The following is a 19711-nucleotide window of genomic DNA, read 5'->3' on the forward strand; positions in this document are numbered from 1 at the left end:
GCTGATTGCGCTCAGCCGCCCCGGCCCTATGCTGGCGCCGGCATGAGCGGCGAGCGACGGCAGGAACAGGCGCAGGAACAGGCAGCGTCGTCGCCGGCGCGTCGGCGACGCACGCGCGTGCTGGTCGCCGGCTCGGTGCTGGTCGTCGCAGGCGTCGGCGGCGTCTGGCTCAGCCGCGTGCCGATCGCCACGCGCGTCATCGACCGCGAACTCGCGCGCAAGGGGGTGCGGGCGCGCTACCACGTGGCCGACCTCGGGCTCGGGCGGCAGCGCCTGACTGACGTGGTGATCGGCGATCCGGCGCGACCCGATCTCGTCGCCGACTGGATCGAGACGCAGACCGACGTCGGCTTCGGCGGTGCACGCCTGATCGCCGCGCGCGCCGGGCACGTTCGCGTGCGCGGGCGTCTGGTCGATGGGCGCTTGTCGCTCGGCGCGCTCGACCGCCTTCTGCCGCGCGGGGATGGTGGCGCCCTCACGCTCCCCGCACTCGACGTGTCGATCGCCGACGGCGGATTGCGGCTGGAAACCCCGTTCGGCATCGCCGGCATGTCCTTGAGCGGCCGCGGGCGGCTCGATGGCGGGTTCCGCGGCCGTTACGCGGTCGCCGCCAACCGACTGGCACGCTCGGATTGTGCGGTTCTGTCGCTGCGCGCCGCCGGACAGCTGCGCTCCACCGGGCGCGTGGGCGAGGGCGTTTACGGCCTGCACCTCGACGGTCCCGCACGCGCCGAGCGGCTCGCCTGTGCCGGCGCCAGCATCGACGCGCCGTCGATCCGCGCGGACGCGACGGTGATGCTGGGCGCGCTGGCGCGATCGCGCATCGATGCGACGATCGCCACCGGCGAAGCGCGCTACGCCGACGCACGCGCCGCCACGCTCGCGGGCACGCTGGCGCTGCGTCCGGGCGTCGCGGGCTCGTTCGACCTCCCGCTCGACCTCGCCGCGACGCGGGTGCGCCAGGGCCAGGTAAGCGCCGCGCGCATCGGCGTGTCCGGGAAAGCGCGCGTGGCGCCCGCCGGCATCGGCTATGCCGGGCAGGTGGCGGTGCGCGGCGGCGACCTGCGCGCGCTACTGCCCGCGCTGCGCGCCGGCGAGGGCACGCCGGTCGCCCCGCTGGTCGCGCGCGCCGCCGATGCCGCGCGCCGCGCCGCGCGCGACGTGTCGGCGCAGGCGCAACTCGCGCTGGTCCGCACCGATGCCGGCGTCAGCATCACGCTCGACCACGCCGCGCTCACCAGCGCCAGCGGTGCACGCGCGCGGCTCGACGCGCAGCCGTCGCTGCGCTGGACCGCGACGGACGGCATCAGGGGCGTGGGCACGCTCCGCGTCGCGGGCGGCGGCCTGCCGCAACTCGCGGCACGGTTCGCGCAAGCCGAGCGCGGCGCGCTGACCGGCAGCGCGTCGCTGGCGCGTTACGCGGCGGACGGGGCCGCACTGGCGCTCGACCGTATCCGCTTCGACGCGCGCGGCGGTGCTGTTCGCGCAACCGCGCAGGCGACATTGTCGGGACCGCTCGCCGATGGCCGGGTCGACGGGCTGTCGGTGCCGCTCGACCTGCGCTGGGCGCGCGGGGCGTTGCTGGTCAACCCGACCTGCACGCCGGTTCGCTTCGACGCATTGCGCGTGTCGACGCTGCGGCTCGACCCCACGCGGCTGACCTTGTGCCCGGCGGGTGCCGCGCTGGTGCAGGTACGCGGTGGACGCGCTGACGGTACGATCCGACTGCCTGCGACACGGCTGGCGGGAACGATCGGCAGCACGCCGCTGCGCCTGAACGTGGCCGGCGCCGATCTGTCGCTCGGCACGCGCGGCTTCGCGCTGCGCGGCGTCGAGACGCGGATCGGCACGCCTGCGCGACAGACGCGGATCGACGCCGCGCGCCTGACCGGCACGCTCGTCGGCAATGCGATCGCGGGTGGCTTTGCTGGTCTGAGCGGGCAGATCGCCAACGTGCCGCTGCTGCTCGGCGACGGTGCGGGCACGTGGCGTTTCGCGAACGGCACGCTCGCGGTGCAGGGCGCGCTCCGCGTGCGCGACGCGGCGGATAGCGCGCGTTTCAACCCGATGGACGCGCGCGATGTCGCATTGACGCTCCAGCGCGGCGACATCCGGGCCACGGCCACGCTGTTCGAGCCGACCAGGAGCGTGAAGGTCGCCGATGTCGCGATCGACCATCGCCTGTCGACCGGCGCCGGCCGCGCCGCACTGACCGTGCCGGGCATCACCTTTGGCGAGGGGTTCCAGCCCGAACTGATCACCCCGCTGACCTTTGGCGTCATCGCCGACGTGCGCGGGCGGGTGACGGGACGCGGCGACATCGCCTGGAACGCGGACGGCGTGTCCAGCACCGGCACCTTTTCCACCACCGATACGGCGCTGGCCGCGGCGTTCGGACCGGTTGAGGGGCTGTCGGGTACGATCCGCTTCACCGACCTGCTCGGCCTGACGAGCGCGCCCGATCAGGTCGCCACCGTTCGCTCGATCAACCCGGGCGTGCCCGTCACCGACGGTCGCATCACCTATCAGACGCTGCCAAACACGCGCATCAAGGTGACCCGCGGCACCTGGCCGTTCGCGGGCGGCACGCTGACGCTGGAGCCGACCTTACTCGACTTCTCCTCGGCACAGGAGCGGCGGCTGACGTTTCGCGTCGCCGGCATGGATGCGGGCGCGTTTCTGCAACAATTCGACTTCGACAATCTGAACGCCACCGGCACGTTCGATGGCGTGCTGCCAATGATCTTTGATGCAACCGGCGGACGGATCGAGGGCGGGCGGCTGACCGCACGCGCGGGCGGCGGCGGCATCGCCTATGTCGGCGAATTGAGCGAGAAGAACCTCGGCTTCTGGGGCAATTACGCCTTCCAGATGCTGAAGTCGCTGACCTATCGTAACCTCGACATCGGCATGAACGGGCCGCTCGCGGGCGAGATGATCACCGACGTACGCTTCGCCGGGATCGGGCAGGGGGCGGGCGCGAGATCGAACTTCCTGATCCGTCGCCTCACCAAGCTGCCAATCCTGTTCAACATCCGCGTACGCGCGCCTTTCCGCGGCTTGATCGATTCGGCCGCCAGCTTCTACGATCCGCAACGGTTGGTCGCGCGCAACCTGCAACAATTGATCGAGGAACAGAACCGGCGCACCGCGCCCATAGGTTCCTCAACGGGCGCTTCCCCGACCACCAAGCCCCTGGTGCCACCCATTCAGCCTTCCGCAAGCGAGATCGTGCCATGAGCGTAACAGGAGCAACGACGGTGAAGCGACTCGTGGGTGTGCGATGGTTGATGGCGACGGCGCTCTTGCCGAATGCCGCCTGCGTCAACATCTCGGCACCGACCAAGCCAATTGAGATCAACCTCAACATCAACGTGACGCAAGAGGTGGTTTACCGCCTCGACAATGAAGCCAAGTCGCTCATCAAACAGAACCCGGGGATATTCTAAGCCATGACACGCACCACCATCACGATGCTCGCCGCCGCGGTGACGCTGGCGGGCGTGTCGACCGCAGCGCTCGCGCAGCGCGACCCCGCCTACGCCGCCGCGCGCGCCGCAGGGCAGGTGGGCGAGCAGCCCGACGGCTATCTCGGCGTCGTCGGCGGCGGCGACGCGCAACTGCGCGCGCTGGTCAGCAACATCAACATCCAGCGCAAGGCCGCCTACACGCAAAAGGCGCAGGCGTCGGGCGCAACGGTCGAGCAACTCGCCTTCACCAGCGGCTGCAACCTGATCGGGCAGACGCAGCCGGGCGAGAAGTATCGCACTCCGGCTGGCACCTGGGAAACCCGCGGCAGCGGCGCCCCCACCCGCGACCCGCGCTGCGTGTGACCTGTGTCTCCCCTCCCTGAAAGGGAGGGGCCGGGGGTGGGTAGGTCGCACACGAAACGCTTCACCGCCTGACGCACAGTCCCCCGACTTAAGCGGGAAGCAGGTGACGACGGCCTCTCACGACACGGCCGCCAAACCGCTAACGAACCTCCACTTCCTCCACTTCGCTCCTATCGCTCGCCTAGTCCCGGCATCGTGCCGCCCTGTTAACCGCACGCTCACAACGGTTGACACCCCCCGACCCCCCGGCTAACCGGACGGCGCCTTGGCGGGGTCGTTTGCCCACCGTGTGCTCACTTCCCCGGCATGAGATATGTGGAGAGGGTGGCGCGTGGCGGATAACGGTTCCGGACAGGATTTCCACGACGCGGAGGACCCGCGGCTCGCCTCGCTGGATCAGCGACTGGAACGGGCCCGCAGGGACGAAGCGAAACGCACGGGGGTGGTGCGTGACGAGGGGGAGGCGGGCTATCAGCTCGGCAACCGCGTTCTCGCCGCCCTTATCGGAAGTCTCGTCGGCTCGGCGCTGATCGGCTGGCTCATCGACCGCTGGTTCGGCACCACGCCTTGGGCGCTGATCGTCGCGTTGTTCCTCGGGATCGCGGTGGCGTTCAGGCAGATCATTCGGTTAACGACCAAGCGCCCGGAATAACGGGCGCTTGACGTATGTGGGAAGCATAGGGGCAGACGTGGCAGAAGGCGGCAAGATCGATCCGATGCACCAGTTCCTGATCGAGCCCGTGCTCGGTCTGCGCTGGAACGTGGCCGGCTATGATCTGTCGTTCACCAATTCCGCGCTGTGGATGGTGATCACGCTGGTGACGCTGTGGCTGTTCATGCTCGGCGGCATGAAGCGCGAGCTGGTGCCCGGTCGCTGGCAGGCAGCGGTGGAGGGTTTCACCGGTTTCGTGCAGAACATGCTGACCTCGAACATCGGACCCGAGGGCAAGCGTTTCGTGCCCTACGTCTTCTCGTTGTTCATGTTCATCCTGTTCGCGAACATCTTGGGGCTGATGCCGGTCGGCATCGTACCGGGCTGGCACCCCTTCACCGTGACGAGCCACCTGACCGTCACCGGCGTGCTCGCGATCATCAGCTTTGCCATCGTGCTGATCGTCGGCTTCGGTCGCCACGGCTTCCACTTCTTCAGCCTGTTCGTGCCGCACGGCACGCCGGTCATCATGATCCCGCTGATCTTCGTGGTCGAGCTGATGAGCTTCCTGGTGCGTCCTTTCTCGCTGGGTCTGCGACTGTTCGTTGCGATGACCGCGGGGCACATCCTGCTCAAGGTGCTGGCGGCGTTCGTCATCAACGGCATCAACCTCGGGCCGGGCTATGTCGCGATCGTGTCGCTGCCCAGCTTCGTGCTGATGCTCGGCATCACGCTGCTCGAACTGCTCGTCGCCGCGATCCAGGCGTACGTGTTCGCGCTGCTCACCAGCGTTTATCTGAACGACGCGGTCAATCTTCACTGAGACGCATCGCCGTCTTCTTGAACCAACCTTTCCACCTAAATCTGATCTAAACGGGAGTTACTGAAATGGACGCAGAAGCCGCCAAGCTGCTCGGTGCTGGTTTCGCCGCAATCGGCATGGGCATTGCTGCCCTGGGCGTGGGCAACGTGTTCGCCGCCTTCCTTGAGGGCGCGCTGCGCAACCCGGGTGCCGCTGATGGCCAGCAGGGTCGTCTGTTCATCGGTTTCGCGGGTGCCGAGCTTCTCGGCCTGCTCGCTTTCGTGACGATGATCATCCTGGTGTTCGTCGCCTGATTACTCACCCGCCGTGCGGCGCCATGCCGCTCGGCGGGTTCTGAACGGACCGCCATGCCTCAAATCAGTCAGATCGCCGCAACCTACGCGTCCCAGATCTTCTGGCTGCTCATCACCTTCGGCATCCTGTATTTCGGGATCGGCAAGATGATGGTGCCCAGGGTCACCGGCGTCATGGACCTGCGCGAGCGCCAGATCGCCGAAGACCTCGCCATCGCCGAGCGGACGCGGGCCGAGGCGACGACGACCGAGGCGGCATGGCAGGCCGAGATGGACGCGGCACGCGCCGCGGCGCAGGCCGAGGTGGTCGCCGCCAAGTCGCGCGCGGCGCAGTCGACCGAGGCGCAGCTGCGCACCTTCGACGAACAGTTGAACGAGCGCATCGCGCACCACGATCTCGCCATCGGCAACGCCAAGGCGGCGGCGATGGTCAAGGTACAGGATATCGCGGCCGAGACGGTGCAGGAACTCGTCGCCAAGGTGGCAGGCATGACCGTCTCGCCCGAGGTCGCACACGCCGCGGTTCGCCAGGAGCTGCACAATGTCTAACGTTGCACCCTCCGCTGCCGACCTCCAGGTCGAGCAGAACCTGGCTGACGCCACCCATTCGCAGGGGCTCGGTACCGCCGACCTCCAGAATGGCAGCGGTCTGGTCGGCAACGTGTCTGACGGAGCCGAGCATGTCGCCGCACCGACCGCGCTGGGCTTCAACGACACTGGCTGGGTCGGCCTCGCCGCGCTCGTGGTGCTGCTCGCCGCGCTGATCTGGAAGGTGCCGGCGACGATCGGCGCGATGCTCGACAAGCGTATCGGCGAGATCCGCCGCCAGCTCGACGAGGCCGCGCAGCTCCGCCGCGAGGCCGAGGCGTTGCGTGACGAATATGCCACGCGCGCCCGCTCGGCCGAGGCTGACGCCGCCAAGATGCGCGAGAATGCGCAGCACGAAGCGTCGCAGATCGTCTCCAAGGCGAAAGCCGACACCGAGGCGCTGATGGAGCGTCGCACGCGCATGGCGGAGGACAAGATCGCCGCCGCCGAGCGCGCTGCGCTCGACGAAGTGCGCGCCACCGTCGTCGCCGCAGCGACTGCCGCCGCCGGCCGCGTCATTGCCGAGCAGCACAACGTCGAGGCCGACCGCACCCTCGTCAACAGCGCGATCCAGCGGGTCGGCCGCTTCAACTGATCCAGGGACCATCGTGTCGAGTACGGGCCGCGATGCGAGAGCATCGTGGCCCGTTTCGTTTGTGGCTGCGGGAGCTATAGTACGTACCCCGACCATTTTAGCCTTATCGTCACCCCGGACTTGATCCGGGGTGACGCTTCTCTCTTAGGCGAGAGGAAGGCAGCGGGATTCCGGATCAAGTCCGGGATGACGATAGGTCTATGCGGCGAAACTTAGCCGCTTGGTACTTCCACAAAATACGTAACCCGCAGAGCATAACGGAGCAGACCTGTAGGGCGGCAATGCTGACCCATATTACTATGCGGCATGTCCGATTGCGCCTGCAGGCAGACCTTCGACATGCCCGCACCCTTCCACGCGCTGACCGACGCGGACCGCGAGGTCGCGATGCTGCTCTACCTCGACGCGTCACTGGCCAAAGTCGGCGCACGCCACTTCACGTCCAACCGCGCCGAGAGCGTCGCCGCGTCGATCCGCCTGATCGTCACCGACGTCCTGGCGCTGGACGCGCGCGCGGTGCTGCTCGCGCACAACCACCCGCGCGGCGATCCGCGACCCAGCCGACAGGACGTGCACTACACCCGCCGCCTGTTCGCCACGCTGGACGCGATCGGCGTGCGGCTGCTCGACCACTACGTGATCGCACCCGGCGGCTGGATGAGCTTTCAACGCGAAGGATTGCTCTGACCAGGCGCTAGCGCGCTTCTCGACGCACTTACCTCGTCACCGGGCTAACGAGGAAGTGACCGAGCTGTAAACCGCGTCAGCGCGTCGCCAACCGGCACGGCCGGATCGCGGCGGGTGCGGGCCGCGGACCCTCGGGGCGGAATGTCGCCAGATACCCGCCGGCCGAGGGCATCTTCTCGAAACTGACCTGACGGTAACCCACCGCCGCGAACTCGCAGCGCAGCAGCGCGGGCGGCGTGCCGTGGTTCTGCGTCGAGCGATCGGCGTCGACCACTACCACCAGCCCGTCGCGCCGCAGCGCCGGCCGCATCCGCCACAGGAATTCATAAGGCTGCGCGATCTCGTGGTACATGTGGACCATCAGCACGCGGTCGAAGCTGTTCGCCGGCAGCCGCGGATCGGCCGGGCGGCCCAGCCGCACGCTGACATTCTCCAGCCGCTGCCGTGCGACGCGTTCGGCCAGCGCATCGCGCGTCGCTGGCATGATGTCCTCCGCCAGCACGCGCCCATCCTCGCCGACGCGCGCGGCCAGGCGGATCGTGTAATAACCCTCGCCCGCACCAATGTCGGCGACCGTCATGCCGGGCTTGATCCGCGCGCCGTCCATCACCGCGCCCGCTTCGTTCAACCGATCGCGCTCTTCCTCGTTCGACCAGCGCGACGAGACGATACTGGCGACCGGGCGATCGGCGGCAGGGAAGGGGTCGGTCCGCTTCGCCACGCGCTTGATCAGCGGTTGCGACCCGTCGCATGCGGCGAGCGCGCCCGCCACCGCGATCAGCAGCACCGCCGATGTCAGGGCGCGCGCGTGGCTCAATCGACGTCCTCCACCTCGACCTTCTCGCCGGTCACGCGTTGCGACAGCGCCGCGGCCATGAAGTCGTCGAGCGCACCGTCGAGCACGTCACCGGGTGAGGTCGAGGTCACGCCGGTGCGCAGATCCTTCACCAACTGATACGGTTGCAGCACGTAGGAGCGGATCTGGTGGCCCCAGCCGATATCGGTCTTGGTCGCGTTGACCGCGTTCGCCTCCTCCTCGCGCTTACGCAGCTCATGCTCGTAGAGCCGCGCGCGCAGCTGGTTGTACGCCTCGGCCTTGTTCTTGTGCTGGCTGCGCTGGTTCTGGCACGCGACGACGATGCCGGTCGGCAAGTGCGTGATGCGCACCGCCGAGTCGGTCGTGTTGATGTGCTGCCCGCCGGCGCCTGACGCGCGATAGGTGTCGATGCGCAGCTCGCTGTCGTTGATCTCGATGTCGATCGAATCGTCGATCACCGGATAGACCCACACCGAGGAGAAGCTGGTGTGCCGCCGGGCCGAGCTGTCATACGGGCTGATCCGCACCAGCCGGTGTACCCCGCTCTCGGTCTTGGCATAGCCGTAAGCGTTCTCGCCTTTCAACAACAGCGTTGCCGACTTGATCCCGGCCTGCTCGCCCGCGTGATAGTCGATCAGCTCGACCTTCATGCCGCGCCGCTCGGCCCAGCGCGTGTACATGCGCTGCAGCATCTCGGCCCAATCCTGGCTCTCGGTCCCGCCCGCGCCCGCGTTGATCTCGACGTAGCTGTCGTTGCCGTCGGCCTCGCCCGCCAGCAGCGCCTTGATCTTGTCGCCCTGCGCGCGTTGCGCCAGCGCCTTCAACGCCTGCGTGCCTTCATCCGCCATCTCGGCGTCGCCCTCGGCATCGGCCATCTCGATCAGCTCGGCGGTGTCCGCCATCTCGCGTTCGATGTCGCGCGTCGCGGTGATCGCCTCGTCGAGCCGCCGGCGCTCGCGCATCACGTCCTGCGCCGCCTTGGGGTTCTCCCACAAGGTCGGGTCCTCGACACGCGCGTTCAGCTCGTCGAGCCGACGCAGCGCGCGGTCCCAATCGAGGAAGCGGCGCAGCAGCGCCAACGCCTCGTTGATGGTGTCGACATGGGCCTGCGCTTCGGCGCGCATAAATCTGTTCTCCAAACGTCACGTCGTCGCGGTCGCCCGCCGGGCCAAACTGCGCCCGCGTGCTCCGCCGGGTGGCGGATCAAGGATCAAGCCTGCGATCTAGGCCGCGCGCCGCCAAACGGCAACGCCCGCGCGCGCCGGCAGGCGCTCCGCCGTGGTTCCCGCGCCGCTAACCACTTTTCCTTCCAACCCGCCCGAACTGTAATCCTTGGCAATGGGCGCATCGCTCCAGCATGATATTGCCCACCGCCATGCCGTACAGCGCCGGATTGGAGAATGCGAAACGCAAGCTGGTCCAGTTGGAGCAGGCGCGTGAGCGTTCCGGCACCATCGGCGACAGCTCGCATTACGCGGTCGCGCGCGCACGGTTGATCGAGCAGATCGACCTGTACGAGAAACTGACCACCCGGCAGGTGTAACCGCGCGCCGATCGCGCGCGGCCGGCACCTGCCTCAGTAGATGCCGCCTTGTTGTTGCAGGAACTCGCTGTCGCGCGGTGCCGCCGACGCCGCGGGTGCGGGGCGCCGCGCCGTGGCGACGGGCGCGGGGCCCGCCGAGTAGCGCCGCGGCCGCCGTGCCTCGCTCTGCGGCTTAAACGCTTCCCAGATCACGCCCGCCATGGGATCGTCGTCGTTCGGCCAGGGGCCGAACACCGGCCGGCCCGATCCGCGATCGATCCGCACCAATCGGATGCCCGGCGGCGCGCGGAACGGCAGCACGGGCAGATTCTCGTACGCCTTGGTCGCGAACGCCTTGAAGATCGGCACCGCCAGCGTTCCGCCCTGCGCGTAGCCGCCCAGATTGCTCGGTGTATCGTAACCGATATACAGCCCCGCGACCATTTGCGGCGTCCCGCCGATGAACCACACGTCGGTCGGCCCCGAATTGGTGCCGGTCTTGCCGAAGATCGGACGCCCGAGATCGCGCAGCGCGGTCGCGGTGCCGCGCTGGATGACGCCTTCGGTGATGTGCACCATCTGGTACGCCGACATGGCGTCCATCACCTGCCGCCCCTGCGTCACCGGGCGCGGCATCGCGCGCCCGTTCCACCGCGGCATGTTGCACCCGTCGCACGCGCGCCAGTTGGCGGGCCAGATCACCTGGCCGCGCCGGTCCTGCGCGAAGTCGATCAATGACGGGTCGTGCCACTGCCCGTTATTGGCGAGCACGCCGTACGCGTTGACCATCCGCTCGACCGTGGTCTCGCCGGCACCGAGCGAATAAGCGAGATAGGGCGCGTAATCGCCGATCTGCATCTTCTTCATCAGCGCGACGACGTTCTTCATGCCGGTCTGCGCCGCCGCGCGCACCGTCATCAGGTTGCGCGATTGCTCGATGCCCCAGCGCATCGTGTGCGGACCAGCACCACGCGAATTGCCGAAGTTGCGAAAGCACTTCTGCCCCAGCCGCGCGCCCTGGTAGACACAGAACGGCCCGTCGACGATGATCGACGCCGGCGTCATGCCGTGCTCCAGCGCGGCGGAATAGACGATCGGCTTGATCGTCGATCCGGGTTGGCGATACGCCTGGGTCGCGCGGTTGAACGCCTGCACGCTGGCGTCGAACCCGCCCTGCATCGCCAGAATGCGCCCGGTCGCGGGCTCCTGCACCACGAACCCGCCCGAGATGCGCGGCACGCTGCGAAGTGCGAACACGCCGTCCGACGGCGCGACCGCGATCACGTCACCGACCTTGATCCGCGAGAACGCGGGCGTGCCGGTGCCGCGCGCGGGCGTTTGCGCGGCCCAGCGCGGCAGCGTGCCGGTGCGCCCGTCGGCGAAGCCCAGCGACAGGGCCCCGCTCTCGCGCGCGGTGACGATCGCGGCGCGCCAATCCTTATAGTCGAGCATGATGTTGGTGCCGAGCAGCGCACCCTGGAACTGCGCCGGATCGTCCAGCTCGACGTGCGCGAGCGGCCCCGACCAGCCGCGCCCGCTCTCGTAACGCAGCAACCCGTCGCGCAGCGCGTCGGCGGCGTAGCGCTGCACCTGCGCGTCGAGCGAGGTGCGCACCCACAATCCGCCGGAATAGACGCTGTACGGCCCGGCCTGCGCATTCTCACCGAACTTGCCGATCAACTGCCGGCGCACTTCCTCGACGAAATAACCGCCGACGCGCTCGAACTTAGGCGCACGCCGCCGGATCGCGCCCAGCGGTTCGGCGTTCGCCGCGCGTGCCTGCGCTTCGGTGACGAAGCCGTTGCGCGCCATTTCGCGCAGCACGTAGTTGCGCCGGATCAGCGCGCGTTCGGTGCTGCGGAACGGGTCGTAATTGGCGGGGCCTTTGGGCAGGATCGCCAGATACGCCATCTGCGCCAGCGTCAGCTCGGGCAGTTCCTTGTCGAAATACGCGTGGCTCGCCGCCTCGACGCCGTAGGCATTGCGGCCCAGGAAGATCTGGTTGAGGTATAATTCCAGGATCTGCGGCTTGGTCAGCGTTTGCTCGATCCGGTACGCCAGGATTGCCTCACGCACCTTGCGCGTCGGCGAATAGGCATTGCCGATCAGCAAATTCTTGGCGACCTGCTGCGTGATCGTCGAACCGCCACGCGCGCGCTGCCCGGTGCCGAACTTGCTGGCGTAATCCACCACCGCGCCCGCCAGGCCGGGGAAGTCGACGCCATGATGCTCGAAGAACGTCTTGTCCTCGGCCGCCAGAAACGCGCGGATCAGCAGCGGCGGATATTCGGCGAACGACAATTGGACGCGCCGCTCACGCGCATAAGAATAGATCGGCGCGCCATCGATCCCGCGCACGTTGGTCGGCAGCGGCGGCTCATACGCCTTCAACTTCTCGACCGAGGGCAGGTCGCGCGCGAAGATCAGCCAGAACGCGCCCACTGCGACCAGCAGCAGCGCGGACGCAACCGCGAACCAGCGCAGCAGTCGCCGCGTCCACGTGCCGCTGAGCGCGCGGCGCAACCGACCCGCGCGCTCATCCGGCGCTGCCGTCTCTGGGGGAGAAGAAGCCATGTCGCCTGCGCGTTTAGCAGGTTCCGCGGCCTGCGAAAGCGCGACCGCGGTTCGCGTTGTGCCGCCAGGGTGCGGTGGAACACGCCACGAGGGCAGGGAGGCGCTGTCCTACAAGGCCACCACGTGCCACTGTCGCGAGTCGCAGCGTCTGCGCGTCGCTCGCTCTTTGAACCTAACAATATGCCCCGACCGCTCGCCGCGAGCGCGTCTAAGATGTATCGACCGGCTTCACCCATCGTCGTCCCGGACTTGATCCGGGAATCTGCTGCCTTCTTCCGCCCTGCCGAGAAGCGAGAGCCCGGATCAAGTCCGGGGAAACGAAGGAGTGCGCGTCAAACCCGCCGGAAAACGTTTCGGAATGACCTTCTGGTTCCGGCCGCACGGCCCGCGTTGGTGTGACCTTAGCGTGACTTTCCAATCTTGCCGGACGGCAACACGGGCCGCGTTGGCGTGACCTTCGCGTGACCTTTCGCGCTCAGCGCAGCGCCAGCCGCCGCGCGAAATACACCTCGACCGCGCGTCGCACGCTCTCCGCCACGTTGCTCCGGCCTGCTTCGCTGGCGAGGAACGCGGCATCATTGGCGTTTGAGATATAGCCCGCTTCCAGCAGGATCGATGGCGTGTCGGGCGCCTTCAGCACCATCAGCGACGCCATGCGGTGGAAGTTCGGCTTGGTCGCCATCAGCGGCTGCGCCTCGCGCCCCAGCAACCGCGCGAAGCCGGCCGACGCGTTCATCGTCTCGCGCTGCGTCAGGTCGATCAGGATCGACGACACATCCGGGTTCCGGTCCAGGTCGACGCCGTTGATGATGTCGACCTTGTTCTCGCGCGCCGCCAGCCGCGCGGCTTCCTTGTCGGACGCGACCTCCGACAACGTGTACGCGGTCGCGCCCGACGCCTCGGTCGACAGCGCGCTGTCGCAGTGGATCGAGATAAACAGATCGGCCTTCAACTTGCGCGCTACGCCGTACCGCTCGCGCAGCACCAGGAACTGGTCGTTGTCGCGGGTCAGCGCGACGCGCACCCGACCGGACCGGAGCAGCGCGTCGCGCACCGCCAGCGCCATCTTGAGCGTCAAGTCCTTCTCGCGCAGCTCGCCGTCGGGCGAGATCGAGCCGGGGTCGTGCCCGCCGTGCCCGGCGTCGATCACCACCAATGGCCGGCTCTCGTCGCCGCGCACCTTGGGCAGCGGCAGCGCTCGCCGCGCTGGCGGTACTGCCTGCGACACGGTGTAGCCTGCGGTGGCGACGCGCCCGGTCCAGTTGAGCGGTGCGCCGTTGCTCGCCGCGACGAAGCGCTCGGGCGCGACCGGCTTCAGCGTCAGCGTCAGCGCGCGCCCGTCGTCACCGAAGCGCCCGCGCTCGACGATCATCGGCTGCGCCAGATCGAGCACCACGCGCGCGCCGGTCGCGCCGTGCACGCCCTGGCGCACCGCCGTGACCGCGGTATCCTCGTCGCGATCACCCACCGACCGGCCGGGACGCGCGCCGTCGATGTCGACCGCGATCCGCTGCGGCGCGTTGAGAAGAAAGCTGGAAGCGGCGGCGACCGCGTCGTCGAAACGGATCACGACCTTGCCGTCCGACACGTCGACCCGCTCAACGGTTGCCGCCCAACCGGGCGCGCCCGCGAACACGCCCAACAACAGCGCGAGAACGATCGACACGCGGCGCCCATGCCGCGAAAACCGCCTGTCCGTCCAGCGAAAAGCCATGATACGCAACCCTTTGACCCTTGGCCGTAGGTCTAGCGAACAGCCCTCAAGGTCACCTTGCGCGACGGGGTTAATGCCGCCTTTGGCATCTTTTGCCGGCAATACCTTGCCGCATTGTGGCAAGAACCGGCAGTTGATGGCTGGCTTAACCAATGCTAGCGAGTGTTTGACCGGAGTTGTGCACCCGCACGTCAAGCTTCGGCGACACCGCTCGCCCGGCGTTTCTGCCGGGCCAGGGCAATCAGGTTGACGTCCGCATGTTGCATTCCGCCCGTTCGCTGTTCCGCCCGGCTCATGCCGGCGGAGCGGGCGCGGCGTATCCCGGCCATCAGGCGTCCGGGGCTGCACGGCCGACGAAGGCATTTATCGCACCATCGGCGCCCGACCCATCGCGGCGCCTTTCCTTTTATCGCGCGGGCGCACCGCTAGCCGGACGGCCCAGCGCGCGGAGAACAATCAATGACCACGCGTATGCTGATCGACGCACGCCACCGGGAAGAAACCCGCGTCGCCGTCGTCAAGGGTAACCGGATCGAGGAATTCGATTTCGAGAGCGCCGAGCGCAAGCAGCTCAAGGGCAATATCTATCTCGCCAAGGTGACGCGCGTCGAGCCGTCGCTCCAGGCCGCGTTCATTGATTACGGCGGCAACCGCCACGGCTTCCTCGCTTTCTCCGAAATCCACCCGGATTATTACCAGATCCCCAAGGAGGACCGCGACGCCCTGCTGCGCGAAGAAGCCGAGCACGCCGCCGAGGAAGCCAAGCTGCGCGCTGAGCTCGATGCCGAGGATGACGCCACCTTCGATGAGGACGACGCTGACACGCCCGCACGTTTCGACGGCGCCGATGAGCACGGGGGCGAGGAGGAGCACGACTTCGACGACCACGCCGACGACGAGGACGATCACGCCGACGAAGCGGGCGAGGGTGATGCCGAACGCAGCGGCGACGAGCAGGGCGGCCGGCGTCGCAAGGGCAAGCGCTCGAACGGTGACGACCAGGTCGAGGCGCTGCGTCAGCGCCGCATGAACCTGCGCCGCCGTTACAAGATCCAGGACGTGATCCGCCGCCGCCAGGTGCTGCTGGTCCAGGTCGTGAAGGAAGAGCGTGGCAACAAGGGCGCGGCGCTGACGACCTATCTCAGCCTCGCCGGGCGTTACTGCGTGCTGATGCCCAACACGTCGCACGGCGGCGGGATCAGCCGCAAAATAAGCAATGCCGGTGATCGCAAGCGATTGAAGGCTATCATGGCGGACCTCGAGCTGCCGTCGTCGATGGGCTGCATCGTGCGCACCGCCGGGTTGCAGCGCACCAAGACCGAGATCAAGCGCGACTTCGACTATCTCGCACGCCTGTGGGATGAGATCCGCGACAAGACGCTGACCTCCTCGGCGCCCGCGCTTGTCTACGGCGACAGCGACCTGATGAAGCGCGCGATCCGCGACATCTATAACAAGGACATCGACGAGGTGATCGTCGAGGGCGATGAGGGTTATCGCCAGGCCAAGGACTTCATGCGCCTGCTAATGCCGACGCACGCCAAAAAGGTGAAGCATTACAGCGACCCGGTGCCGCTCTACCAGCGCGCCGGCGTCGAGGACCAACTCGCCGCAATGTACCACCCGGTGGTGCAGCTGAAGTCGGGCGGCTACCTCGTCATCAACCCGACCGAGGCGCTCGTTTCGATCGACATCAACTCGGGCCGCTCGACGCGCGAACACAATATCGAGCAGACCGCGACCGCCACCAACCTAGAAGCCGCGCAGGAGATCGCGCGCCAGCTGCGTCTGCGCGACATGGCCGGGCTGGTCGTCATCGACTTCATCGACATGGATCACGGATCGAACGTCCGTAAGGTCGAGAAGGCGATGAAGGAGGCGCTCAAGAACGATCGCGCGCGCATCCAGGTCGGCCGCATCTCGTCGTTCGGCCTCATGGAGATGAGCCGCCAGCGGCTGCGCACCGGCGTGCTCGAGGCATCGACGCGCCAGTGCCCGCATTGCGAGGGAACCGGCCTGGTCCGCACCGCATCGTCAGCCGGCCTCTCCGCGCTGCGCCTGATCGAGGACGAAGCGGCACGCGGCCGCGGCTCGCACCTGACGCTACGGTGCAGCCAGGAAGCGGCGTTCTACGTCCTCAACCGCAAGCGCGGCGACATCGCCGAGATCGAGGATCGCTACGGCGTGCAGGTCGACATCCTTGCCGATGGTGAGGAGGAAGGCGCGCGCATGTCGGTCGAGGCCGCCGGTCCGCCGCCCGCCTATGCGCCCAAGTTCGACGCGCCCGTGATCGAGGTCGAGGACGACATCGAAGACGAGTACGAGGCCGAGGAGGAAGAAGAAGCCGAGGTCGAGGAAGCATCGCGCGAGCGTGACGCGAGCCAGCGAGAGCATGATGAAGGCGACGCGGGCGACCGCGAGGGCGGACGCCGCCGTCGTCGTCGTGGACGCCGCAATCGCGGTCGTGGCGATCGTGACGAGCAGACGAGCACCGAGGCCGAAATGTCGGAGAGCGATGCCGCCGACACCAGCGTCGAGGACGCTGACCTCGGCGAGGCCGCGCCTGTCGAGCACGAGGGCAACGAGGAAGCGTCCTCGGGCAACGGCCGTCGCCGTCGTCGCAACCGTCGCGGTCGCCGGCGTGAGGGGCAGGGCGCTGTCTCGGCGGAGAGCGCACCCTCGGGTGAGCCGTCGGCCGACGAGGCAACCGCGGTTGATGCCGGTGACATCAGCGAGGAGGTGACGCAGCCGGAGGAGACATCCACCGCAGCCGACGACGTGCCTGCTCCGCAGCCGGTCGAGGATGCCAGCAGCGAAGCCGAAGCAGCGGCGGAGCCCGCTGCCAAGCCGAAGACGCGTCGTCGTCCGCGCGCACGCGCCGCCGATGCGCCCGTCGAGGCTCCGGCTCCGGCACCGGTCGAAGCGGCGGTGAGCGAAGAAGTCGCGCCCGAGGTAGCGGCCGAGACGCCTGCCAAGCCCAAGCGCACGCGTCGCAAGAAAGTCGACGCTCCGGTGGTCGAGGCGGGTGACTCCGCGCCGGTCAACGACGGTCTGCCCGCGCCCGACACCGCGGAGGAGGCGCCGGCCAAGCCCAAGCGTAGCCGTCGCAAGAAGGTAGAGCCGGCCGCAGTCGAGACGGCTGAACCGGCGCCTGCCGACACCCCTGTCACGGCCGATGCAGCGGCTCCGGAGCCGACTGCGGCAGCGGTTGACGCAAACGACGCGGCAGCTGTCGAGGGAACGGACGTCGGCGATGCGACACCGCGTCGCGGCTGGTGGCAGCGTACCTTCGGTAACTGATCGCGATGCGTCGCTCGGGTGCTTCAGCCGCGGTTCACCGCCGCTGCTGCAAGCACTCGGGCGATGCGCTGCTATGATCCCACGACGTTCGGCGCTACGGTGATGCCCATGCCTTGCCGTTCTTCTTCAAGGTCCGCCCGATGATCCGCCGGATCGTCTCGCTGATCGCTGGTGTGGCGATGCTCGCGGCCGTACCGGTGCAGGCGCAATCGCTGCTGCGCGACGCCGAGACCGAGGCGTTGTTCCGCGACATGTCCGCGCCGATCGTCACCGCGGCCGGCCTGCGCCCCAGCGACGTGCAGTTCGCGCTGGTCAACGATGGCTCGATCAACGCCTTCGTGGTCGGCGGCCAGACGGTCTACATTCACTCCGGGCTCATCGAGGCTGCGGCGGACGTGAACCAGGTGCAGGGCGTGATCGCGCACGAACTCGGTCACATTGCCGACGGTCACGTTGCCAACGCTGATGCCGGTCAGAAGCCTGCGATGGCGATGTACCTGCTGTCGATGGTGCTGGGGCTCGCCACTGCGGCGGCCGGCGGCGGCGCGGCCGGTATGGGGGTGATGGCGGCGGGGCAGCAGGCGGCGATGGGCAGCTACCTGTCGTTTACCCGGACGCAGGAGGCGACCGCTGACGCGAGCGCAATCAAGTACCTGAAGACTGCTGGCATCTCGGCCAAGGGGATGCTGACCTTCTTCAAGACGTTGCAGCAGCAGGAATATCGCTACGGGCTCGCCAACATCGACCCGTTTATGCAGTCGCACCCGCTATCGGGCACGCGCATCGCGACACTCGAAGGTGACGTCAAGGAGTCGCCCTTCTACGCCAAGCCGATCGATCCGGTGTTGCAGGAGCGCTTCCGTCGCGTGAAGGCGAAGCTGCTCGGCTACGTCGCCGATCCCAAGCGGACGCTGAACGAATATCCCGACACCGACCAGACGATCTACGCCCATTACGCGCGCGCCTACGCCTATCACAAGGCTGGTTATCCCGACAAAGCCGATGCGGAGGCTGCCGCGCTGGTCAAAGCCAGGCCCGACGATCCGTATTTCCAGGAGATCGTTGGGCAGATCATGCTGGAGGCTGGCCGGCCCAAGGACGCATTGATCCCCTTGCGCGCCGCTTATGAGGGCACGCGCAGCAATCCGCTGATCGGCACCACTTACGGTCACGCGCTGATCGCGACCGACAATGCCGCCAACTATGACGAGGCCAAGCGCGTGCTGCGCACCGCGGTGCAGCGCGACGACGAGAATCCGTTCGCTTGGTTCCAGCTCGGCACGGTGTACGAGCGTACCGGCGATGAGGCACGCGCCGCGCTCGCCGGCGCGGAGCAGGCGAGCATCACCGGCGACAGCAAGACCGCGGCGATGCGCGCGCGCGTCGCGCTAGCGGGCATCCCGAAGAACACGCCCGACTGGATTAGGGCGCAGGACATCGCAATGACTTCGCAGGACGTGATCGACAAGGGCAAGAAGCGCCGATGAACCGTGGAGTGTTGCTCGGCATGGTCGCGCTTGGCGCGGTGTGTGGGGCAGGGGGCATGTTCCTGGCCGATCGTGTCGCACCGGGTGAACTCGGTGGCGTCGACAAGGCTAAGGTCGAGCGCGTGGTGCGCGACTACGTCCTGGCCAACCCAGAGTTGATCCCGCAGGCGATGCAGAAGCTGCAGGAGCGTGACTCCGCCAAGGCCGTGGCGGCGAGCCGCGGTGCGATCGAGCAGCCTTATGCCGGCGCGTGGATCGGCAATCCCAAGGGCGACGTAACGCTGGTTGAATATTACGACTATAATTGCGGTTACTGCCGCGCGATCCTGCCGACCTTGCAGAAGCTGGTCGACCAAGACCCGCAACTACGGATTGTGTTCAAGGAACTACCCGTGCTGTCGGACCAGAGCCGCGTCGCCGCGCGCGCCGCACTGGCGGCAGCGCAGCAGAACAGGTTCAAGCCGTTCCACGACGCACTCTACGCCGCGGGTCCGGTCAGCGACGCGACGATCGCCGCGGCGGGGCGCACGACCGGCGTGAACCTCGCCGCGATCCCGCGCGACGCTGACGCGACCATCCGCCAGAACCTCGATGTCGCGGCAAAGCTCGGCATCACCGGCACCCCGAGCTGGGTGGTGGGCGATCAGGTGATGACCGGCGCGTTGCCGATCGATCAGTTGCAAGCGGCAATCGCGCGGGCACGGGCGACCGGGTAAATCCGGCTTGGTCTTCGTGCCGCATGCTTTTCGCAGACCTGCCGTCTAGCCGCAGCTTCGAACACGACGCGATGCAGCAGCTGTAGCACGCAACCGCTCGTCATGAACGC

Annotated in this window: 17 protein-coding genes; 13 read left to right on the top strand and 4 right to left on the bottom strand. The window is 67.8% G+C overall.

The genetic code is table 11. The features are described 5' to 3' along the window. Window positions 1–42: 42 nt before the first annotated feature. The 9 genes from HRV97_RS00975 (at window position 43) to HRV97_RS01015 (ending at window position 7471) form a co-directional block, all read left to right on the top strand. Complete coding sequence (locus HRV97_RS00975; protein WP_174191838.1) at window positions 43–3240, top strand: intermembrane phospholipid transport protein YdbH family protein; 3198 nt, start codon at window positions 43–45, stop codon at window positions 3238–3240. Window positions 3241–3260: 20 nt separating this feature from the next. Further along, window positions 3261–3449: a YnbE family lipoprotein gene (locus tag HRV97_RS00980; RefSeq protein WP_425505708.1), complete on the top strand. Its 189-nt coding sequence runs from the start codon at window positions 3261–3263 to the stop codon at window positions 3447–3449. Window positions 3450–3452: 3 nt separating this feature from the next. Next, a complete protein-coding gene (locus HRV97_RS00985; protein WP_174191839.1) occupies window positions 3453–3833 on the top strand; it encodes a YdbL family probable chaperone protein in 381 nt (126 codons plus the stop codon). A 313-nt stretch (window positions 3834–4146) separates the two neighbouring features. Then, a complete protein-coding gene (locus HRV97_RS00990; protein WP_174191840.1) occupies window positions 4147–4485 on the top strand; it encodes an AtpZ/AtpI family protein in 339 nt (112 codons plus the stop codon). Between the two features lie 64 nt (window positions 4486–4549). After that, window positions 4550–5308, top strand: a complete 759-nt coding sequence (locus HRV97_RS00995) for a F0F1 ATP synthase subunit A (protein WP_174192581.1) — start codon at window positions 4550–4552, stop codon at window positions 5306–5308. 65 nt (window positions 5309–5373) lie between these two features. Continuing rightward, complete coding sequence (locus HRV97_RS01000; protein WP_174191841.1) at window positions 5374–5601, top strand: F0F1 ATP synthase subunit C; 228 nt, start codon at window positions 5374–5376, stop codon at window positions 5599–5601. Between the two features lie 54 nt (window positions 5602–5655). Continuing rightward, window positions 5656–6150: a F0F1 ATP synthase subunit B family protein gene (locus HRV97_RS01005; RefSeq protein ID WP_174191842.1), complete on the top strand. Its 495-nt coding sequence runs from the start codon at window positions 5656–5658 to the stop codon at window positions 6148–6150. After that, a complete protein-coding gene (locus HRV97_RS01010) occupies window positions 6143–6784 on the top strand; it encodes a F0F1 ATP synthase subunit B family protein (RefSeq protein WP_174191843.1) in 642 nt (213 codons plus the stop codon). The genes HRV97_RS01005 and HRV97_RS01010 overlap by 8 nt, the downstream gene beginning before the upstream one ends. Window positions 6785–7090: 306 nt before the next feature. Beyond that, window positions 7091–7471, top strand: a complete 381-nt coding sequence (locus tag HRV97_RS01015; protein ID WP_174191844.1) for a JAB domain-containing protein — start codon at window positions 7091–7093, stop codon at window positions 7469–7471. Between the two features lie 76 nt (window positions 7472–7547). Here the strand turns inward: HRV97_RS01015 and HRV97_RS01020 are convergent, their stop codons facing one another. Together HRV97_RS01020 and prfB are read right to left on the bottom strand one after the other, a co-directional pair. After that, complete coding sequence (locus HRV97_RS01020) at window positions 7548–8288, bottom strand: class I SAM-dependent methyltransferase (protein ID WP_174191845.1); 741 nt, start codon at window positions 8286–8288, stop codon at window positions 7548–7550. After that, window positions 8285–9412 carry a peptide chain release factor 2 gene (gene prfB, locus HRV97_RS01025; RefSeq protein WP_174191846.1) on the bottom strand — a complete coding sequence of 376 codons (1128 nt, stop codon included), beginning with the start codon at window positions 9410–9412 and terminating at the stop codon, window positions 8285–8287. Before prfB ends, HRV97_RS01020 begins: the two co-directional genes overlap by 4 nt. A gap of 233 nt (window positions 9413–9645) precedes the next feature. On the opposite strand from prfB, the gene HRV97_RS01030 reads away from it, so the two are divergent. Further along, window positions 9646–9831 carry a hypothetical protein gene (locus HRV97_RS01030; RefSeq protein WP_174191847.1) on the top strand — a complete coding sequence of 62 codons (186 nt, stop codon included), beginning with the start codon at window positions 9646–9648 and terminating at the stop codon, window positions 9829–9831. A gap of 33 nt (window positions 9832–9864) precedes the next feature. Here HRV97_RS01030 and HRV97_RS01035 read toward each other — a convergent pair whose 3' ends face one another. After that, window positions 9865–12384 (bottom strand): penicillin-binding protein 1A, encoded by a 2520-nt coding sequence (locus tag HRV97_RS01035; RefSeq protein WP_174191848.1) that lies wholly within the window; start codon window positions 12382–12384, stop codon window positions 9865–9867. 475 nt (window positions 12385–12859) lie between these two features. Then, window positions 12860–14050 (bottom strand): N-acetylmuramoyl-L-alanine amidase, encoded by a 1191-nt coding sequence (locus HRV97_RS01040; protein WP_343044401.1) that lies wholly within the window; start codon window positions 14048–14050, stop codon window positions 12860–12862. 519 nt (window positions 14051–14569) lie between these two features. Here HRV97_RS01040 and HRV97_RS01045 point away from each other — a divergent pair. The 3 genes from HRV97_RS01045 (at window position 14570) to HRV97_RS01055 (ending at window position 19601) form a co-directional block, all read left to right on the top strand. Continuing rightward, window positions 14570–17398 carry an Rne/Rng family ribonuclease gene (locus HRV97_RS01045; RefSeq protein WP_174192583.1) on the top strand — a complete coding sequence of 943 codons (2829 nt, stop codon included), beginning with the start codon at window positions 14570–14572 and terminating at the stop codon, window positions 17396–17398. A gap of 140 nt (window positions 17399–17538) precedes the next feature. Beyond that, window positions 17539–18885: a M48 family metalloprotease gene (locus HRV97_RS01050; protein WP_174191850.1), complete on the top strand. Its 1347-nt coding sequence runs from the start codon at window positions 17539–17541 to the stop codon at window positions 18883–18885. Next, complete coding sequence (locus tag HRV97_RS01055) at window positions 18882–19601, top strand: DsbA family protein (protein ID WP_174191851.1); 720 nt, start codon at window positions 18882–18884, stop codon at window positions 19599–19601. The genes HRV97_RS01050 and HRV97_RS01055 overlap by 4 nt, the downstream gene beginning before the upstream one ends. Window positions 19602–19711: the final 110 nt, after the last annotated feature.

This window comes from Sphingomonas hominis, from assembly GCF_013328205.1.
Taxonomy (GTDB): Bacteria; Pseudomonadota; Alphaproteobacteria; order Sphingomonadales; family Sphingomonadaceae; genus Sphingomonas; species Sphingomonas hominis.